Below are 18390 nucleotides of genomic sequence, written 5' to 3'. Positions count from 1 at the left end.
AGTAGCCCCCTTCATAGCCTGAGATACCTGCTTATGTACATTGTAGAGAAGATTTATTAAAAGAAGATTAACGGAATAATAAATTTTCCGAAACAGGATTTTACGCTCCCCTGATCTTTCAATAACAAATCCATGCTAGCATGAAAGCGACAAAGGATTTCATGAGGCTGTTCATGTTAAAAGGTAAAGGGGCTGAGCATGTTGAGAATTGCCTTGTTTACGGATACTTTCCTGCCGGATATTAACGGCGTCGCGAAGACGCTGGGCAGATGGACGCGTTTCTTGGAGAGTAAAGGTGTCGAATGCCAAGTATTTGCCCCTACTAGTTTGACAGCAGGTGACAACGATGTGTTCCGTGTAGAACGATTTTACAGTATTCCCTTTTTATTGTACCCAGAATGTCGCCTGGCTATCCCCAACCCCGTGCAGCTTCGCAAATCGCTCCATGCCTTTCAGCCTACGCTCATCCACTGTGCAACCCCTTTCAATTTAGGACTTTTTGGCCTCTACTATGCCCGCAAGCATAGGACGCCGCTTGTCGCCTCTTACCATACACACTTTGATCAATATTTGAGTCACTATAAAATCCCTTGGGTAGAGCCCACATTATGGAAATACATGCAGTGGTTTCACCAAAGCTGCCAGCGGGTGTATGTGCCTTCGAAATCCACGTTGGATCATCTGCATGCCAAAGGGCTGCGCGAGCTGGAGATATGGAGCCGTGGTGTCGATACAGAACGATTTCAGCCGCTTGTCGATCGGAAGTCAGTGCTTGAGGCTTATGGCGTTGACCCCGTCAAATTCGTTATGCTGTATGTCGGGCGTTTGGCCCCCGAGAAAAGCGTTGACGTGGCTCTGGACAGTTATGCAGCACTTCCGGCGGAGGTCAAGGAGAACTGTCACTTGATCATTGCTGGTGACGGACCTTCTGCAAGTCATCTGCGCGAATGCTATGAAGGGGATCCAGGGATTACATTCACCGGCTTCGTGCAAGGTGCCCGACTTGCTGAGCTTTACGCGGCAGCGGACGTCTTCTTGTTCCCCTCTGCTACGGAAACGTTCGGCAATGTGGTACTGGAAGCGATGGCTTCCGGGACAACGGTGATTGGACCTTCGGCAGGTGGGGTAATGGATATTATTGAGCATGAGGTCACAGGCTTGCTGTGTCCGCCAGGGGATGTTGCGGCTTTTACTCAAGCGCTTTTAAGATTGTATGATTCAAAGGAAACATGCTCCAAGCTTGCTTTGGCCGGCAGGGAGTACGCTTTGCGCCAATCTTGGGATGAGATTTTCAATAAATTGCTGGCCAGCTATGAAGAAGTTGTCTACGGAACTTCAGGCAATCCGCGGCATAGTCAGGAAGCCCGCATGGTTCGTTGAGAAGCCAATTCGGCAAAAGTTGTCAGGGGGACTTCAGGTGAATTATAATAAACCCCGTATCCCACTACTGGCCGCTTCGTCTAAATGGTGAACTTTTTGTACACAATAAAATGAAAAACGATGAAAACAGGACATTAACGAACTGATTTCAAGCACTTGCTGCAAAGTATGTGCGCGTTCCCCTTAAATCTCAAAGAACTGGCTTATTTTCGTTTAATGCAGACTTTGACAAATAGGGGGAAAGAGAGGAAAATCAAGAACGGTTAATTCACCTGTACATAAAACTGCGCATACGCGTATAAAAAGATAGCTTGTGTGCATAAACAAAAAAGGGGGACTTTGCTTCATGCTTGACAATATTATGCTTACCTTTCAAATTGGCTTGGCCTTGGTTGGTGCGTATCAATTGTTTTTAACTTTTTTTGGATGGTATCGTCCGAAAAACAAACAAACCTTTGCTCCGCAAAAATCGTTCGCTGTCTTGGTTGCCGCTCATAATGAGGAGCAGGTGGTCGGGGCTTTGATCGAGAATCTGAAAGCTTTGGATTACCCCAAGGAGCTTTATGATATCTTCGTGATCTGTGACAACTGCACAGACCAAACAGCGGATATCGCACGCAGTCACGGTGTTTATGCCATGGAACGCCATAACCCTAATCTGCGAGGAAAAGGGTATGCGATCGAATGGATGCTCAAGGAGCTTTGGAAACGTGAGCGTCAGTATGATGCTGTGGTTATGTTCGACGCCGACAATCTTTCCAGTCCCGATTATTTGATTCACATGAACAATGATCTGTGTTCCGGTTCCCGCGTTATCCAAGCTTATCTGGACAGCAAGAACCCGACTGACTCATGGGTGACTGGTTCTTACGCGATTTCTTACTATTTTGCAAACCGCTTCTGGCAAATGCCTCGTACGAATCTAGGGCTTGCTAATTACCTGGGTGGTACAGGAATGTGTTTCGAATCCAAGCTGCTTAAACAAATCGGCTGGGGAGCTACAAGCCTTGTTGAGGATCTAGAGTTCTCGATGCGCTGCATTAAACTTGGTATCAGACCAACTTACAACTACGAAGCGATCGTGTATGATGAGAAGCCGCTTACGTTCAAAGTATCTGCGAAGCAGCGCCTGCGCTGGATGCAAGGACACTTTGATGTGGCCAAGCGTTATTTCTTCCCTCTGCTGTGGCAGGGGATCAAAGAAGGCAGCTGGACGAAGATTGACGCGGCGATTTATTCCGCTAACGTATATAACTTCTTTTTTGGCGCGATTATCACCGTGCTGCTCTGGATTAAATCCGTGACGCCTGGCTGGTCCGAAACGCCGATGCTTGCTGATGTCAATCCTGTTTTCTTCAACTCTGTAAGTTTAGCCATTTATGTACTGCTGCCGATCTCCATGTTCGTTGAGAAGGCTCCAGGCAAAGTGTATAAATATTTAATTTTGTATCCGATATTCATGCTTTCGTGGTGGCCGATTACGTTCTATGCGTTCTTCACGCAAAACAACAAACAATGGAGCCATACCGAGCACACACGTGTTATTCGACTGGATGAAATGAAGAGTAAACAAGTGAGTTGACTTTTCTAAACCTAGATGATATTATATTTCAAGTAAAAGCAGAAGCGCCCGCTTCTCACCTGACCGACACTGTTGGCTGGTTTGAATGAATCATCATGTATGTTCAATAGGTCATGAACCTGTTATTGATGAAGATGTGGGCCACTGCGCCCGCATCTTTTTATTTTATGGATAGAGAGTTACATACTTTCTGGAGGTGGAACACTATTAGCAAAGACCATATGATTAATGATGAGATTCGTGTGAAGGAAGTACGCCTGATTGGGGCGGACGGAGAACAACTCGGTATAACACCGATTCGCGAAGCTCTTCAAATCGCATTAGACGCGAACCTCGATTTGGTAAACGTGGCACCGACGGCGAAGCCGCCAGTATGCCGCATTATGGATTACGGTAAATTCCGTTACGAAACACAGAAGAAAGAAAAAGAAGCTCGCAAGAACCAGAAGATCGTGGACATCAAGGAAATTCGCTTAAGCGCAACAATTGATGAACATGACTTCCAAACGAAGCTTCGCAATGCCGTTAAGTTTCTTGGCGAAGGCGATAAAGTGAAAGCCAGCGTTCGTTTCCGTGGCCGCGAAATCGCGCATTCGGAGATTGGTCGCAGAGTGCTTGAGCGTCTAGCTACAGAAACAGCTGACATTTCCTCGCAGGAGCGCGCTCCTAAGCTTGAGGGAAGAAGCATGATCATGATCTTAACGCCGAAAGCGACAACTTAGGCGGTATACTAAATTAGGAGGAACAACACCATGCCGAAAATGAAAACACACAGCAGCCTGAAAGGCCGTTTCAAAATCACTGGCACAGGCAAAGTGATGAGATACAAACAAGGTAAGAACCACTTGCTTTCCGGTAAATCTTCACGTACAAAACGTGTACTTTCCACGAACCCAGTAATGGCTCCTGGCGATGTGCGTCGTTTGCAACAACAATTGTCCCTTATCAAAGGTTAATCTTTATTAGCTAAAATTCGAACATTATTTATACATCCCAGGAGGTAGTTAACCATGGCAAGAGTCAAGGGCGGATTTATTCGCGCTCATCGTCGTAAGAAAATTCTAAAACTAGCAAAAGGTTATTTCGGTTCCAAGCATCGCTTATTTAAAACAGCTAAAGAACAAGTAATGAAGTCTTTAGTGTATGCTTACCGTGACCGTCGCCAAACAAAACGTAACTTCCGCAGACTGTGGATCACACGTATCAATGCTGGCGCTCGTCAAAACGGCCTTAGCTACAGCAAATTGATGCACGGCCTGAAATTGGCTGGTATCGAAGTAAACCGCAAAATCTTGGCTGATTTGGCTGTGAATGATTCCAAAGCGTTCAACGATTTGGCAACAGCTGCAAAAGCAAAAGTAAACGCGTAAACCGCGTTCCAAGAAGCTTGTCCCATTGCGGGGCAAGCTTTTTTTTTTTGAGCGCTTTAGTGTGGTACAATGAACGTATGTTCGTATTTCGGGCCTATATTTATTGAGACGGTGATAAGAATGAAACTGGAACGGCTTATTTCGATTACATATGCATTGTTAAACCACGAAGTGCTGTCCGCATCGGAACTGGCAGAGAAATACAGGGTATCGCAGCGGACGATCTACCGTGATATTGAGGCGATCTGTGCGGCGGGCATTCCAGTCGTGTCGTATCAGGGTGTCAATGGCGGCTACGGCATCATCAAGGAATACAAGATGGATAAGAGCTTGCTGGGCTCAAACGACATCGAGTCGTTAATCACGCTCCTGCGTAGTACGGCCACGGTGTTCAAGGACGACAAAACGATGGATACCCTTCATAGGCTTCAGACGATTCAAAACGGTGCCGACATGCCCAGCCTTGCGATGGATCTGGGCAGCTGGCGGGCCAACAACGATGATTTGTATACGCTGCGGTCGGCCATTACATCCCGTCAAGCGGTCCGGTTTGAATACATAAATGGGAAGGATGAAAGGAGCTTTCGAACGGTGGAGCCGGTGAGCCTGCTGTTCAAATATTACGCCTGGTTTTTGCATGCGTATTGCAAAACACGTAAGGATTACCGGATGTTCAAACTGTCGAGGATGGTGAATCTGGTCGTTTTGCCGGAGGTTTTTCACCGAAACCATACGACCCCTGCGAGCGAGCTGTCTGTTGAAAATAACAGGGAGGAGAAGCTGGAGGACGCCGTTCTTCACTTTGCAGCCGGCTCTTGTGCACGGGCAATGGATTGTTTTTATGCGGAGGATAAACGGTTCAATGAAGATGGCAGCCTGACCGTCAGGGTCGTCAACCCTTCAGGCGTGGATTGGTTAGCGGCAACCATCCTGAGCTTTGGAGAAGATGTGGAGGTGCTGGAACCCAGCTCGCTCAGGGAACTGGTCCACGCTAAAATTAGAAAAATACTTATGCGATACGAAAAAGTATGACACCTAGCTGTCATACTTTTTTTTATACAATGAGATCATGAAATCAGGGTTAATTGAAAAAGGAGCGAAAACAATGCCGAATCATCCTTACTGTTTAGAGGTAATGCTGGAACATCAGCTTCATGAGTTGAGAGAGATTGACCGTTTGGCATGGAAGTGGAAGCAAGCCGCGTCTTGTAAGTCTGGAGCTATCTGGCTTGGAGTATTGGGGTTGATGGCTTTGTAAGCCACCCGATTGAGAAAAAGAAAAGCGCCAGAGCATGCTCGAATGAGCAGAACTCTAGCGCTTATGTGGAGATGTGAATTTATTCTATAGCGAAATTAAATCCCTCGATAGCTTGTTAAGCCGCTCGCAGCCGTTCTCGGTCACAAGCACCATATCCTCAATCATGATCGATCCTACGCCATAGCCGTAATAAGGCGTTTCCACACAGATGACCATGCCTGGCCTGAAGACGGTTGTTTCGGAGGGGCTGATGAAAGGCGGCTCTTCAGCCGCAAGGCTCAAGCCTGCGCTGTGCCCGAGATGCCCGCGGTTGTAATTGTCCAGCCCGGAGCGCCGGATCAAGTCCATACCCTCGTGAAACGCCTGCTGCATCGGAAGCCCAGGCTCAATCATTTCCAGGAGCCGGTCGTGTCCGGCCCGCAGGGCGCCGTAGACGCGCTTGGCCGTATCCGAGGGAGTGCCGAGTACAAAGGTGCGGGCGATGTCGGAGCCATAACCCATTACCTCGACGCCTACGTCGAACTTGATCAGGTCGCCGGGCTTGGACGGCCGTGTGTCAAACCGCTCTACGGGGGCGAAGCGGTCTCCAACGGAAATCATATGGAAACGGGCGGGATGGCCGTCTGCGTGCTCCATCAGCGCTTTGCGGAAAACATGTACGATGTCCGCTGCTGAGCTGCCTGGGCCGATCGATCGCACGGTTTCGGCAATGCCTTTCTCCGCGTAGGAGCACCCTTTGCGCAGCTGTTCGATCTCCCAAGGCGTCTTCAACACGCGCAGCTCAGTAAAGACGCCTTTCGCTTCAACGAATTCAAACGCGCCTGCTGTTTGCCGCAATGCGGACACGGCAGGATAGCGCATGGCGCTCAGCTCGACAGCCACGCGGCCGCCGCTCGAAACGCCATATTCGGCCAGTACTTCACCGAGCATCCCGAACATTTCTTCCACAAGCGGCGCGACGGGCCGCTTGCCTTGGAATTTGCTGCCGCGGATGCCAAACGGATCGTCTACGTCGACCCATGTCGGGTACGAACGCATCTCGCAATGGGTCATTTCTTCCGGCACGCCGGCAGCTTCGAATTCGTTCATAATCAGAACCGTCTTCCGGGCCGGATCTCGAAAAAGGACGGCCAGCGCCACTTCGTTCATTTGCAGCGTATACATGAAAGCGCTCGGGTAGCCGGAAAGGTAGTAGAAGTTTTCGCAGCTCACGGCCACCAACGCATCGAGCTGCTCCTTCTCCATGATCAATCGGGCTCTTTCTGCGATGCTCTCCAGATGTTCTTGTTCTGCAGCGACCATGATGTCGATTCCTCCTAAAGTTGCCCCAAATCGTAATGTAATGATGACTGCCCATCAGTCCGGCTGTTGATCCAACTGTCTGAGGAATTTGCGCGCCCGCTCGGTTTGCGGCTGCGCAAAAAACTGCTTGGGCACGCCTTCCTCCTGAATAATGCCATCGGCCATGAAGATGACGCGGTTCGCAACTTCCCGTGCGAATTTCATTTCATGGGTAACGACGATCATCGTCATGCCCTCCTTGGCCAGTTGTTTCATAACAGCAAGCACTTCGCCGGTCAATTCGGGGTCCAGCGCCGACGTAGGCTCGTCAAAGAGCATGATCTGCGGCTGCATGGCGAGCGAGCGGGCGATCGCCACCCGCTGCTGCTGGCCGCCGGAAAGCTTGGAAGGGTAAACGTCCCTTTTTTCAAGCAAGCCGACTTTGCTTAACAGCGATTCGGCAAGCCGAACGGCTTGCTCCTTGGGCATTTTTTTGGCGGTCATTGGCGCCATAGTGACATTTTCAAGGACGGTCATGTGCGGAAACAAGTGAAAAGATTGAAAAACCATCCCGGTCAGATTGCGAATCCCCCGGATGGCTTCTTTTTTCATATTTGCCGACATGGCCTGATTCCATTCGATGCCGCCGACACGAATTGTGCCTTCCGTTGGCTCCTCAAGACCGTTCAGGCAGCGCAGCAGCGTGCTTTTGCCTGAGCCGCTCGGTCCGATCAGAACAACGATTTCTTTCGCACCAATTTGGATGTCGATGCCTTTCAGCACCTCCAAATCGTCAAAACGTTTACCAAGACTGTTTACTTCTATCATGCGTACACACCCTTAATAAGCCTTAGATAATTTAGTTTCAACGCGGTTGAGAATACCGGAAAAGACCATGCTCATGATCCAATACATGAGGCCGATCGCGATGTAGAATGGCATCGCAATATAGTACTGTGCGATCAGCAGCTGCGCGGAACGAAGCAGTTCCGTCACTGTAACGACAGAAACGAGCGATGTCTCCTTCAGCATCCCGATAAAGGTATTGCCCATCGGGGGAATAGCGACACGGGCGGCCTGGGGAAGAATGACCTTCACCATCGTTTGCCACTGCGACAAACCGAGGGACAAAGCCGCTTCCGTCTGACCTTTGCTTACGGAAAGAATTGCGCCGCGGAACGTTTCCGACAAGTACGCCCCGATGTTGATGCTAAGAGAAATATAGGCCGCGGTTAGCGGCCCGAAAGTGATTCCGAAGTCAGGCAACCCGTAGTAGACGATAAAGATTTGGACAAGGATTGGAGTTCCGCGAATGATGGAGACATATCCTCTGGCCACATTGCGGACCAGCCAATTCCCTTTCAAACGGGCGATCGCCACGATCAGCGCGATAATAAAGCCGAAAAACATCGAGATGATCGTGATCAGAAGCGTATAGTACGCGCCAGTCAGCAGGAAGTTTACGTTGTTAAAAACCAGTTCCATGCATGCTTTCTCTCCCGTTCCTGCCGATTAAATCGTCGGGTCGACCCCAAACCATTTTTTGAAAATTTCCTTGAACGTGCCGTCAGTCTTCATATCGGCCAGCGCCTTGTTCAGCGCGTCGAGCAGTTCTTGATTATTTTTGCGAATCGCGATTCCGGCGAAATCTTCCTTAATAGGCTGTCCTACCGCTTTGATTTTAAAATTGTTTTTTTCAACCAGCGGCTGGATAGCAAACATGTTGTTGATGGTCGCATCAATTCGGCCTACGTTCAAGTCCGTCAATGACGTGATGACGTCGTTGTAGGTGGGAATTTCAAAATTGCCGACCTTCGGAAGAGCGACTTCGCGCAAATATTTTTCGTCGTTTGTCCCAAGGCCTACACCGATCTTTTTGCCCTTGAAGTCTTCGAGCGATTTGATGGTCGTATTGTCGGCTTTCACGACGATACTAACAGAGTTTTTAATGTACGGTGTAGAAAAATCCATCGTTTTCTTGCGGTCGTCTGTGATAGTTACCTGACTGATCAGCGCGTCGTATTTATCTTTTTGCAGTCCTTCGATTAGCCCGGAGAATTCGCCAGTGATGAATTCGGCCTGTACGCCGATGCGTTTGGCGACTTGCTTAGCGACGTCGGCGTCAAAGCCATCGACTTCTTTTTTGTCGTTCAAAAAGTTGTAAGGAGCGTATGTGCCCATCAAGCCGATGCGAATCTTGCCGTTTTTCTTAATCGTTTCCAGCAGGTTCGATGACGCAGTCGTCGCGGCCGGCGTGTTTGCCGCCGTATTGACCGGAGATGGGGCAGGGGATTGTTTGGTTGCGCATCCCGTCAGCGCGATGACGATAGCGCCGACCAGCGAGACGGATTTGAATAGTTTCTTAGTCTGGGTGTTCATGATGTGGCCTCCTGTTAGTAAAGAATGTAATGGGTGTTTTTAGCTTCCCAATAAACCGCGAATTTCAAACCTTGCCGTTTCCTCGGCCATTTCGGAAGAAGTGTAAGGCGACTGGAAATCGACGTCGTGCATAGGCCCGAACAGCCATTTGGACAGCACGCCTGTAAATAATGCGACCAGTATGTTGACTCGAATATTCAAATCCTTGGAACCGGGCAGCATCCCTAATTCAATGGCACGCGCGACATTGCCTTTGAACGCTTCCTCGAACGCGATCCACGTTTGTGAAACGGCTTCTTGGACCGGAGGGTCCGTGCCTTGGCCTTTGATCAGCAAAAGCGCCATCAAATACCGGTTCTCGTCGGCGAATTCGAATAAATCGGTCAGCAGCCGGGCGGACGAATGAATCATGTCGTCAACTGTACCTGCATGCTTGCGGTAGCCTTGCTCGATCACTTTCCTTAGCTTCTCTCTACCCTCTTCGATCAAGTCGATGGCGAGCTTTTCTTTGCTTGGAAAGTACCAATAAAAAGTTCCTTGTGACACCCCGGCTGATTTAACCACATCGGATATTTTCGTACTGTGATAACCTTTGCGTGCGAATAACTCAAGGGCGCCTTTCATTAACTGCTGACGGCGGTTCTGATCTTGGTCCGGCGATGTAGACAGTGATAAGCACCTCATCTCTTAACTGACGAGTCAGTTAATGTAATTCCGATAGGTTTACTATATTTTGAAACCCGCTAGTTGTCAAGCTTATAATGGAATCCGCTGAGGAATTTGAACGTGATGTCAGAGAGCGGCATATGGCGTCACTGGCTGTATTTTTGTGAAGATGGATATATGTTTTCCTAACCGGAACAATTTATTGATCAGTTTCTTGATCAAACTATTGACTAATGTTCGGGGGATGCATATAATTATCTCTAAATCATATTCAATGATGCTGAAGCAACATTAATGAATCGGCTATGAAGAGGAAGAAGTAATAAGGGCACTTATGCGCAGAGAGCGTTGGACCTGCTGAAACCATCGCCTTAATCCCTTACGTACGAAGTCACCTCGGAGCTGTTTTCCTGAAACATGCAGAATCGCATGCCGTAGGGAGAATCGGAAAAGCACACGTTATCGTGCTGAAGGTATTGTTCATTCATGAGCATACCTGCTAAGGCTATGGACTGTGAAGTACGTAGCAAACTTGGGTGGTACCACGGAAGCTTGAACCCCTTTCGTCCCGTTTAACACGCTTATTGCGTGTGCGGGATGAATAGGGGTTTTTCTTATTTTTAAAAAAGCTTAACGTTTCACATGAACTGACTTTTCGAGAGGAGGATCACAATGAATGTTCAAACTGAACCAAAACGCTCCAAAGAAGAACTGATTGAAAAGCTGACACAGCCAGACCTGATTACAGGCTCTGAAATTTTGCTGAGAAGCTTATTGCTGGAGGGTGTGGACTGCGTCTTTGGATACCCTGGCGGCGCTGTATTGTACATCTATGATGCGATGCATGGTTTTGATGATTTTAATCACTTGTTGACTAGACATGAGCAAGGCGCCATTCACGCAGCGGATGGTTACGCTCGTTCCACAGGCAAAGTTGGTGTTTGTATCGCAACTTCCGGACCGGGGGCAACCAACCTCGTCACAGGAATTGCTACTGCATATATGGATTCTGTTCCGTTAGTCGTGATTACAGGGAACGTAGCTACAAACTTCATTGGTACGGATGCTTTCCAAGAGGCGGATATTACCGGTATTACGATGCCGATTACGAAACACAGCTACTTGGTTAGAGATGTCAATGACCTGCCGCGCATCATTCATGAAGCGTTCCATATTGCCAACTCAGGTCGTAAGGGTCCGGTTCTCATTGACATACCAAAGGATGTCTCCGCTCATAAAACGATATTTAAACCAGCTACAGATGTTAGCATCCGCGGCTACAACCCAACGGTGCAGCCTAATAAGCTGCAAGTTGATAAGCTGATCAAAGCCATTGAAGAGGCAGAGCGTCCGGTTATTATCGCAGGCGGCGGCGTTGTTTACTCCGATGCTTCCGAGGAACTGATTGAGTTTGTTAACAAAACTCGCATTCCGGTTGCGACAACCTTGCTTGGCCTAAGCGGCTTCCCTAGCGCACATGAGCTGTGGCTCGGCATGCCGGGGATGCATGGAACCTATACAGCGAATACCGCGATTCAAAATGCGGATCTATTGATTTCCATCGGTTCCCGATTCGATGATCGTGTGACGATGAATTTAGATGGATTTGCGCCAAAAGTAAAAGTCATCGCGCATATCGATGTGGATCCGGCGGAAATCGGCAAAAACGTGAAGACGGATATCCCTTGCGTTGGCGACGTAAAAGCCGTACTGGCTTACGCCAATACGAAAGCAAAGCCTGCGAAGAACGAGGCATGGATTGCAGAGCTTCAAGACAATAAAGTGAAGTTCCCTTTGAAATACGGGGATACCGAAACGGAATTGAAGCCGCAATTCGTTGTTGAAATGATCAGTGAGACGACAAAAGGCGAAGCGATCATCACGACAGACGTTGGACAGCACCAAATGTGGGCTGCACAATTCTATCGCTTCAAAAACCCGCGCTCGCTGGTTACCTCAGGCGGACTCGGTACGATGGGCTTCGGATTCCCATCCGCGATCGGCGCTCAAATGGGGAACCCGGACAAACTCGTAGTTTCCATTAATGGGGATGGCGGCGTTCAAATGTGCGCGCAAGAACTTGCGATCTGTGCGATTAACAACATTCCGGTGAAGGTTGTTATTATTAACAACCAAGTACTCGGCATGGTTCGTCAGTGGCAGGAAATCATTTACGAGAACCGCTACAGCCACATTGATTTGGCTGGCAGCCCGGATTTCGTAAAGCTGGCAGAAGCTTACGGCGTGAAAGGCCTGCGGGCAACGACCAAAGAAGAAGCTAGAAGAGCATGGCAGGAAGCACTCGACACACCAGGTCCTGTCGTTATTGATTTCGTCGTACCTAAAGGAGAGAACGTGTTCCCGATGGTTAAAGCCGGCGATACAATTAGTGACATGTTAATGGGGGATTCGGAATGACAACTACTAAACATACAGTTTCCGTACTCGTAAACAATCAGCCAGGTGTTCTGCAGCGTGTATCCGGATTGTTCGGACGCCGTGGCTTTAATATTGAAAGCATCACTGTTGGGGAGTCCGAAGAACTCGGGCTTTCCCGGATGGTGATCGTAACAACGGGGGATGACAATACGCTGGAGCAAATCTCCAAGCAATTGTACAAGCTGATTGACGTCATTAAAGTCGTTGATCTGAGCGCGAACCCGATGGTAGCTAGAGAGCTTGCCCTTATTAAAGTAAATGCAGAACCAATTATGCGTCCGGAAATTCTCGGAATTGTCGAAACGTTCCGCGCGGCGGTTGTGGATATTGGGCCAGCTTCAATTATCGTGCAAGTTGTCGGAGATTCAGATAAAATAGATGCTATGGTAGAATTGCTTCGTCCATACGGCATTCGCGAGCTTTCCCGTACAGGGGCTACAGCCATGATTCGCGGTTCAGTAAGATAATAGATTCATAACAACGTTGAAAAGTAGGTTAGCCTCCTTGAGTGGGGCTTTCAGCGGCGTACTCTTTAGCGCTTTAAAAGGATGATCGCTGGCGATGCTGGTGCTCGCTTGCTTCAGAGGGTAAATCGTTGAAACACCCACTCAAGGGGTAGACAAATACGGATTCATCATATCAAAGGAGGATTTATTCGAATGGCAGTTACTACTTATTATGAAAAAGATGCAGACTTAGCGGTACTTAAAGGTAAAACGATTGCAGTGGTTGGTTACGGTTCCCAAGGGCACGCACAAGCACAAAACTTGCGTGACAGTGGATTGAACGTTATTATCGGACTTCGTGAAGGCCGTTCTTGGAACGCTGCGAAAAACGATGGTTTTGAAGTTGTTTCTGTTGAAGAAGCAGCACGTCGCGCTGACGTGATCCAAATCTTGATGCCGGATGAGACGCAAGCTCGCGTATACCGTGAGTCCATTCAACCGAACATGAAACAAGGCGCAGCGATCATGTTCTCCCACGGTTTCAACATCCATTTCGGACAAATCGTAGCTCCTGAAGGTACAGATGTATTCTTGGTAGCTCCAAAATCCCCAGGTCACATGGTACGTCGTACGTACGTTGAAGGCTTTGGTGTTCCTGGCTTGATCGCAATCGAAAAAGACGCTACTGGCAACGCAAAAGCAATCGGTCTTGCTTATGCCAAAGGTATCGGCTGTACACGCGCAGGGGTTATCGAAACTTCCTTCCGTGAAGAAACAGAAACTGATTTGTTCGGTGAGCAAGCCGTTCTTTGCGGTGGTGCTTCTGAACTGGTTAAAGCTGGTTTCGAAACATTGGTTGAAGCTGGTTATGCACCAGAAATGGCTTACTTCGAGTGTCTGCACGAATTGAAATTGATCGTTGACATGATGTATGAAGGCGGACTTGCTTCCATGCGCAGCTCCATCTCCAACACAGCTGAGTACGGTGACTATGTAACTGGACCTCGCATCATCACAGCTGAAACGAAAAAAGCGATGAAAGCTGTTCTTACGGATATCCAACAAGGTAAATTCGCTCGCGACTTCATCTTGGAAAACCAATCCAACTTCGCGTTCATGAACGCAACTCGCCGCAATGAAGCAGAGCACCCAATCGAAGTGGTTGGTAAAGAACTGCGCGAAATGATGCACTGGATCAAAAAATAATAATTCGTCATCCTGACGAATTCCATAGCTATACCATTCCACAGGGAGTGATTGAGGAGAATTTCCCAATCACTCCCTGTGAATACTATACAGACGAGTAAAGATTATAAATGTGACTTTTAATTCTACGAAGAACAGCCTAGTGTAGGTCTCAGTGTTTGTCGGAGAAGCGTAGCGTTCGTATTTGAAAACGTGTCCCGACCATTTGTTTAATTGGATGAGGGGACACGTTTTCAAGAAACGATCGGAGACAAATGCTGAAGAACGTAACGGTCAAGGTTAGTTATCGAGGATTAATGGAACAATCGAATCCTTTAGGAGGTGACCATGGGTGCGCAAAATCTACATCTTTGATACAACGCTCAGAGACGGAGAGCAATCGCCAGGTGTGAACCTGAATATGCAGGAGAAGGTCGAAATCGCGCTGCAGCTGGAGAAGCTGGGTGTCGATCGCATGGAGGCTGGTTTCCCAGCGGCATCGCCAGGCGATTTGGCTGGCGTTAACGCCGTTGCCAGAGCTATCAAGAATGCCTCTGTCATCGGTTTGTCCCGTTCGAGAGAGAATGATATTGAGGCTGTTCGCGAAGCGCTGAAGGGCGCTGTGGACCCTTGTATCCATCTATTCCTGGCAACGTCGCCGATTCATCGCCAGCATAAGCTGCGGATGGAGAAGCACCAAGTGCTGGAAGCCGCGGAAGCTGCCATTAAATATGCGAAGAAATATTTCAGCAAAATTGAGTTTTCCCTTGAGGACGCAGGTCGTACAGAGCTTGATTTCATCGTTGAAGTAACGGCGATGGCTGTAAAGGCTGGAGCATCCGTCGTCAATATTCCGGATACCGTCGGCTTTATGACGCCTTATGATTACGGGAACATCTTCAAAGTCGTCAAGGAGCAGGTGCCTGGCGTCGAGAAGATTCAGCTCAGCGCGCACTGCCATGACGATCTCGGCATGGCTACAGCCAACGCGCTGGCAGCCGTTCTGAATGGTGCCGATCAAATCGAAGGCACCATCAACGGCATCGGCGAGCGCGCAGGCAACACCTCGATCGAGGAAGTTGTCATGGCGCTCGAAACGCGCCAAGATTTCTACCAAGCCAAGACCTCGCTTGTGTTGAAAGAGATTTACCGCACCAGCCGTTTGGTCAGCAAGCTGACCGGCATGGTGGTGCCAGGCAATAAGGCGATCGTCGGCGCCAACGCGTTCGCGCATGAGTCCGGCATCCATCAGGACGGGATGCTCAAAGAGAAAACGACCTACGAGATTATTTCCCCAGAGACCATCGGTGTCAAGGAAAGCAAGCTCGTGATGGGCAAACACTCCGGACGCCATGCGTTCCGTGAGAAGCTGATCGACCTCGGCTACGATCTCGGAGACGAGCAAGTGAACGCGGCCTTCGCCAAGTTCAAGGATTTGGCGGATCGCAAGAAGCAAGTCGAAGACGAGGATATTCGCGCGCTGATCGAAGAGAAGCTGATCGAGACGCCGGAAGTATTCGCGCTCGGAACGCTTCAAGTGACGTACGGCAACCAAATGACGCCAACGGCAACTGTTCACGTGCGCTTCGAAGATGGCAGTGAAGTCGCAGAAAGCGCAGTCGGCAACGGCTCGGTTGATGCGATTTACAATGCGATCGACAAAGCAACGAAGGAAGAGGTGGAGCTGGACGACTACTCCATCAAATCCGTTTCCCACGGGAAAGATGCGCTCGGCGAAGTTCACGTTGTGTTGAAACAAAACGATGTGTCCGTTCAAGGACGCGGTATTTCGACGGATATCCTCGAAGCAAGCGCCAAAGCTTATTTGGATGCTGTGAACAGGCTCATCGAGAAACGCAAAACCCCAACCAGCAACAGAAGCAACGTTACGTTGATATAATCAACCGGATAAGCACCTCGCCTCCATGCAAGAGGAGGGGTGCTTTCTACAAATGTGAAAGGATGCGTCCATTTATGAAATATCGATTTTCGAAATCGTTGGAAGGCTTCTCATCCTCGGCAGTCAGAGAAATTCTCAAGCTGACACAAGGCAGTTCGATCATTTCTTTTGCCGGCGGATTGCCTGCGGAAGAGTTTTTCCCGTTGGATGCGGTTAGCGATGCGTTCAAACGTGTTATTGAAGGCGGCAAATCCGCGCTGCAATATGGGCTGACAGAAGGCTATAAGCCGCTGCGTGAGTCTCTGTGCAAACGGATGGCTGCCAAGAACATGCACGTAACTCCGGATGAGATGCTGCTGACGACTGGTTCCCAGCAAGCGATTGATCTACTTACACGTGTGTACATTGATGAAGGCGATGTCATTTTGGTGGAAAGTCCGACTTACTTGGCTGCCATTCAAGTTTTTCAAGCTAAAGGAGCCAAGATTTACTCCGTAGACAGCGATAATGACGGGATGATTCTTGAGGACTTGTCAGCTAAAATCAAACAGTACAACCCGAAAATGGTGTATGTCATTCCTACGTTTTCCAACCCGGCAGGCCGTGCATGGAGCTTGGAACGCCGTCAAGGCTTGCTTGATATTTGCCGCGGCGCGGATGTGCTCATTCTGGAAGATGATCCGTATGGAGAGATTCAATTCGATGAGAATGAAAGCTACCCGACAGTTTTCTCGCTTGGCGGTAAAGCAGAAGGCGGAAATGTCGTATACACGAGCACGTTCTCTAAAACTGTTGCACCTGCGTTCCGCTCAGGATGGGTTATCGGTGACGAGACGATCATCCGCCAAATTGCCCGTTTCAAGCAATCGGCTGATCTGCATTCCAGCACGATTGATCAGCAGACGCTGTATCATTTGCTAGAGAATTTTGATCTTGATGCGCATATCTCCCTGATTCGTGAGCAGTATCACGATCGTATGAAGTTCATGTCAGGGCTGCTGGCAGAGCTGAACTGGCCTGGGTTGAAATGGGAAGAACCGAAAGGCGGCATGTTCATCTGGGTAGAGCTTCCAGAACATATCCGTGCAGAGGATTTGCTCAAAATTGCCGTTAAAGAAGGCGTAGCCTTTGTTCCAGGATCTACGTTTTTCGCGGAAAATCCGCAGTACAACACAATGCGCCTGAACTACACGCATACCGATCGTGCGAACACGATTCTGGGTATGCAGAAGTTAGGGAAAGCTATGGAGTCCTATCTGCAAAATGCCTAATCAATGAAAAGCACCCAAGCGATGGCTGAGGTGCTTTTTTTTTATAAGTTGACTTGGATTATTTTCCAAATTATGATAATTACAGGTCATCATACGAGGAGGAAAACATCATGCTCAGAGAGGTATCTAATTATTTATTCATGGGTTCCCTGGTCTTATTGTTGATTACTTGTGTGGCAAAAGGGATGCTGAGCCAAGGATTTACCAAGGTAACCGGCTTGGATGGGATCCATGGCGCTGTGACCGATTTGAATATGGAGCACAGCCCGAAGAAACTGTTTAAACTTCAAGATTCATCCGTAGGAAGGATTGTTAAATCTTATTTCTTTTGGATCTCTATCCTGGGAATACTAGCATCCGTTGTGATTTCAAAAATATGAGAGAGTCCCTTAAACCAATACACCGGAGCCGGGCTCGTATTTATTTGGGTATCAAAGCCTTTCGACTTAGGCGTTATTTTCAATGGATTTTGGACGGGAAAGCTTATGCCAAGAAGAAACAAGAGGAGAAATTGCCTCATGTCATTTTCACGCACGCAACGCCACTGCTCAGGAAACTAAAGGATGTGGAGATGTGGCTGCAGCATAATAAAGTAACCAATTTAAGACTTGCGGCAGATAAGTTGAATGGTATTGTCTTGAGACCAGGTGAAACCTTTTCCTATTGGCGGTTAATTGGCCGTACAACACGTCACAAAGGCTATCAGGATGGCATGGTGCTTTTTCATGGCAAAGTAACAGCAGGGGTTGGAGGCGGCTTATGCCAGCTTTCCAATTTAATCTATTGGATGACTCTCCACTCGCCGCTAACGGTGACAGAAAGGTATCGTCATAGCTATGACGTATTTCCGGATGCAGGCAGGACTCAGCCTTTTGGCACAGGAGCTACATGCTTTTATAATTATTTGGATCTTCAGATTCGCAATGATACCCAGCAGACCTATCAACTTGCGATTCGATTAACGGAGTCACATTTGGTTGGAGAATGGCGAGCGGAAATGCCACCGATTCATACGTATGAAATTTATGAGCGGAATCACTGGATCACGCGAGAATATTGGGGTGGTTATGTTCGCCACAATGAGATTCATCGCAAAGTGTTCAATCAACAGGATGAGTTGGTTGGAGACGAATGGATTACGGAAAATCATGCGATTATGATGTACGAGCCATTGCTCGAGCAAGGCGAATGTTCGGCCAAAACGGGGGAAGCCGCTAATTAAGTTTTCCCAAC

19 protein-coding genes are annotated in these 18390 nt (G+C 48.5%); 14 read left to right on the top strand and 5 right to left on the bottom strand.

All coding sequences use genetic code 11. The features are described from left to right. Positions 1–198: 198 nt before the first annotated feature. The 7 genes from BC351_RS17590 to BC351_RS42280 all read left to right on the top strand — a co-directional run bounded on the left by BC351_RS17590 (position 199) and on the right by BC351_RS42280 (position 5590). On the top strand, positions 199–1380 hold the full coding sequence (locus tag BC351_RS17590; protein ID WP_208629760.1) for a glycosyltransferase family 4 protein: 1182 nt from the start codon (positions 199–201) through the stop codon (positions 1378–1380). 346 nt (positions 1381–1726) lie between these two features. Continuing rightward, entirely contained in the window at positions 1727–2962 is a 1236-nt protein-coding gene (locus tag BC351_RS17585) for a glycosyltransferase family 2 protein (protein ID WP_079414051.1), read from the top strand. Between the two features lie 221 nt (positions 2963–3183). After that, entirely contained in the window at positions 3184–3684 is a 501-nt protein-coding gene (infC, locus tag BC351_RS17580) for a translation initiation factor IF-3 (protein ID WP_141224956.1), read from the top strand. Between the two features lie 30 nt (positions 3685–3714). After that, the gene (gene rpmI, locus BC351_RS17575; protein WP_079414050.1) at positions 3715–3918 is read left to right on the top strand and encodes a 50S ribosomal protein L35; all 204 of its coding nucleotides are present in this window, start codon (positions 3715–3717) and stop codon (positions 3916–3918) included. Between the two features lie 54 nt (positions 3919–3972). Then, complete coding sequence (rplT, locus tag BC351_RS17570) at positions 3973–4332, top strand: 50S ribosomal protein L20 (protein WP_028553998.1); 360 nt, start codon at positions 3973–3975, stop codon at positions 4330–4332. A gap of 120 nt (positions 4333–4452) precedes the next feature. Next, positions 4453–5364, top strand: coding sequence for a helix-turn-helix transcriptional regulator (locus BC351_RS17565; RefSeq protein WP_079414049.1), 912 nt, complete (start codon positions 4453–4455; stop codon positions 5362–5364). Positions 5365–5437: 73 nt separating this feature from the next. Continuing rightward, entirely contained in the window at positions 5438–5590 is a 153-nt protein-coding gene (locus BC351_RS42280; protein WP_158082127.1) for a hypothetical protein, read from the top strand. Positions 5591–5674: 84 nt separating this feature from the next. On the opposite strand, the gene BC351_RS17560 is transcribed toward BC351_RS42280, so the two are convergent. The 5 genes from BC351_RS17560 to BC351_RS17540 are packed head-to-tail and all read right to left on the bottom strand — an operon-like array spanning position 5675 to position 9874. After that, positions 5675–6892: a M24 family metallopeptidase gene (locus BC351_RS17560; protein ID WP_079414048.1), complete on the bottom strand. Its 1218-nt coding sequence runs from the start codon at positions 6890–6892 to the stop codon at positions 5675–5677. Positions 6893–6946: 54 nt separating this feature from the next. Further along, the gene (locus BC351_RS17555) at positions 6947–7699 is read right to left on the bottom strand and encodes an amino acid ABC transporter ATP-binding protein (RefSeq protein ID WP_079414047.1); all 753 of its coding nucleotides are present in this window, start codon (positions 7697–7699) and stop codon (positions 6947–6949) included. A gap of 12 nt (positions 7700–7711) precedes the next feature. Further along, a complete protein-coding gene (locus BC351_RS17550; protein ID WP_079414046.1) occupies positions 7712–8356 on the bottom strand; it encodes an amino acid ABC transporter permease in 645 nt (214 codons plus the stop codon). A gap of 27 nt (positions 8357–8383) precedes the next feature. Continuing rightward, positions 8384–9250, bottom strand: a complete 867-nt coding sequence (locus tag BC351_RS17545) for a transporter substrate-binding domain-containing protein (RefSeq protein WP_079414045.1) — start codon at positions 9248–9250, stop codon at positions 8384–8386. Between the two features lie 39 nt (positions 9251–9289). Then, a complete protein-coding gene (locus tag BC351_RS17540) occupies positions 9290–9874 on the bottom strand; it encodes a TetR/AcrR family transcriptional regulator (RefSeq protein ID WP_079414044.1) in 585 nt (194 codons plus the stop codon). A 714-nt stretch (positions 9875–10588) separates the two neighbouring features. On the opposite strand from BC351_RS17540, the gene ilvB reads away from it, so the two are divergent. The 7 genes from ilvB (at position 10589) to BC351_RS17505 (ending at position 18379) form a co-directional block, all read left to right on the top strand. Further along, positions 10589–12334, top strand: coding sequence for a biosynthetic-type acetolactate synthase large subunit (gene ilvB, locus BC351_RS17535; RefSeq protein WP_079414043.1), 1746 nt, complete (start codon positions 10589–10591; stop codon positions 12332–12334). Then, positions 12331–12822 (top strand): acetolactate synthase small subunit, encoded by a 492-nt coding sequence (gene ilvN, locus BC351_RS17530; protein WP_079414042.1) that lies wholly within the window; start codon positions 12331–12333, stop codon positions 12820–12822. Before ilvB ends, ilvN begins: the two co-directional genes overlap by 4 nt. Before the next feature lie 192 nt (positions 12823–13014). Continuing rightward, entirely contained in the window at positions 13015–14007 is a 993-nt protein-coding gene (gene ilvC / locus BC351_RS17525) for a ketol-acid reductoisomerase (RefSeq protein WP_079414041.1), read from the top strand. Positions 14008–14338: 331 nt separating this feature from the next. Further along, positions 14339–15886, top strand: a complete 1548-nt coding sequence (locus BC351_RS17520) for a 2-isopropylmalate synthase (protein WP_079414040.1) — start codon at positions 14339–14341, stop codon at positions 15884–15886. A gap of 74 nt (positions 15887–15960) precedes the next feature. Further along, positions 15961–17157, top strand: a complete 1197-nt coding sequence (locus BC351_RS17515) for an aminotransferase-like domain-containing protein (RefSeq protein ID WP_079414196.1) — start codon at positions 15961–15963, stop codon at positions 17155–17157. Between the two features lie 110 nt (positions 17158–17267). Further along, positions 17268–17537 carry a hypothetical protein gene (locus BC351_RS17510; RefSeq protein WP_079414039.1) on the top strand — a complete coding sequence of 90 codons (270 nt, stop codon included), beginning with the start codon at positions 17268–17270 and terminating at the stop codon, positions 17535–17537. Further along, on the top strand, positions 17534–18379 hold the full coding sequence (locus BC351_RS17505; RefSeq protein WP_079414038.1) for a VanW family protein: 846 nt from the start codon (positions 17534–17536) through the stop codon (positions 18377–18379). The genes BC351_RS17510 and BC351_RS17505 overlap by 4 nt, the downstream gene beginning before the upstream one ends. Positions 18380–18390 lie beyond the last annotated feature (11 nt).

Source organism: Paenibacillus ferrarius, assembly GCF_002027705.1.
In the GTDB taxonomy this organism is placed as follows: Bacteria; Bacillota; Bacilli; order Paenibacillales; family NBRC-103111; genus Paenibacillus_E; species Paenibacillus_E ferrarius.
The sequence above is the reverse complement of the archived record's forward strand: the minus strand, read 5'-3'. Positions and strand labels throughout refer to the sequence as shown.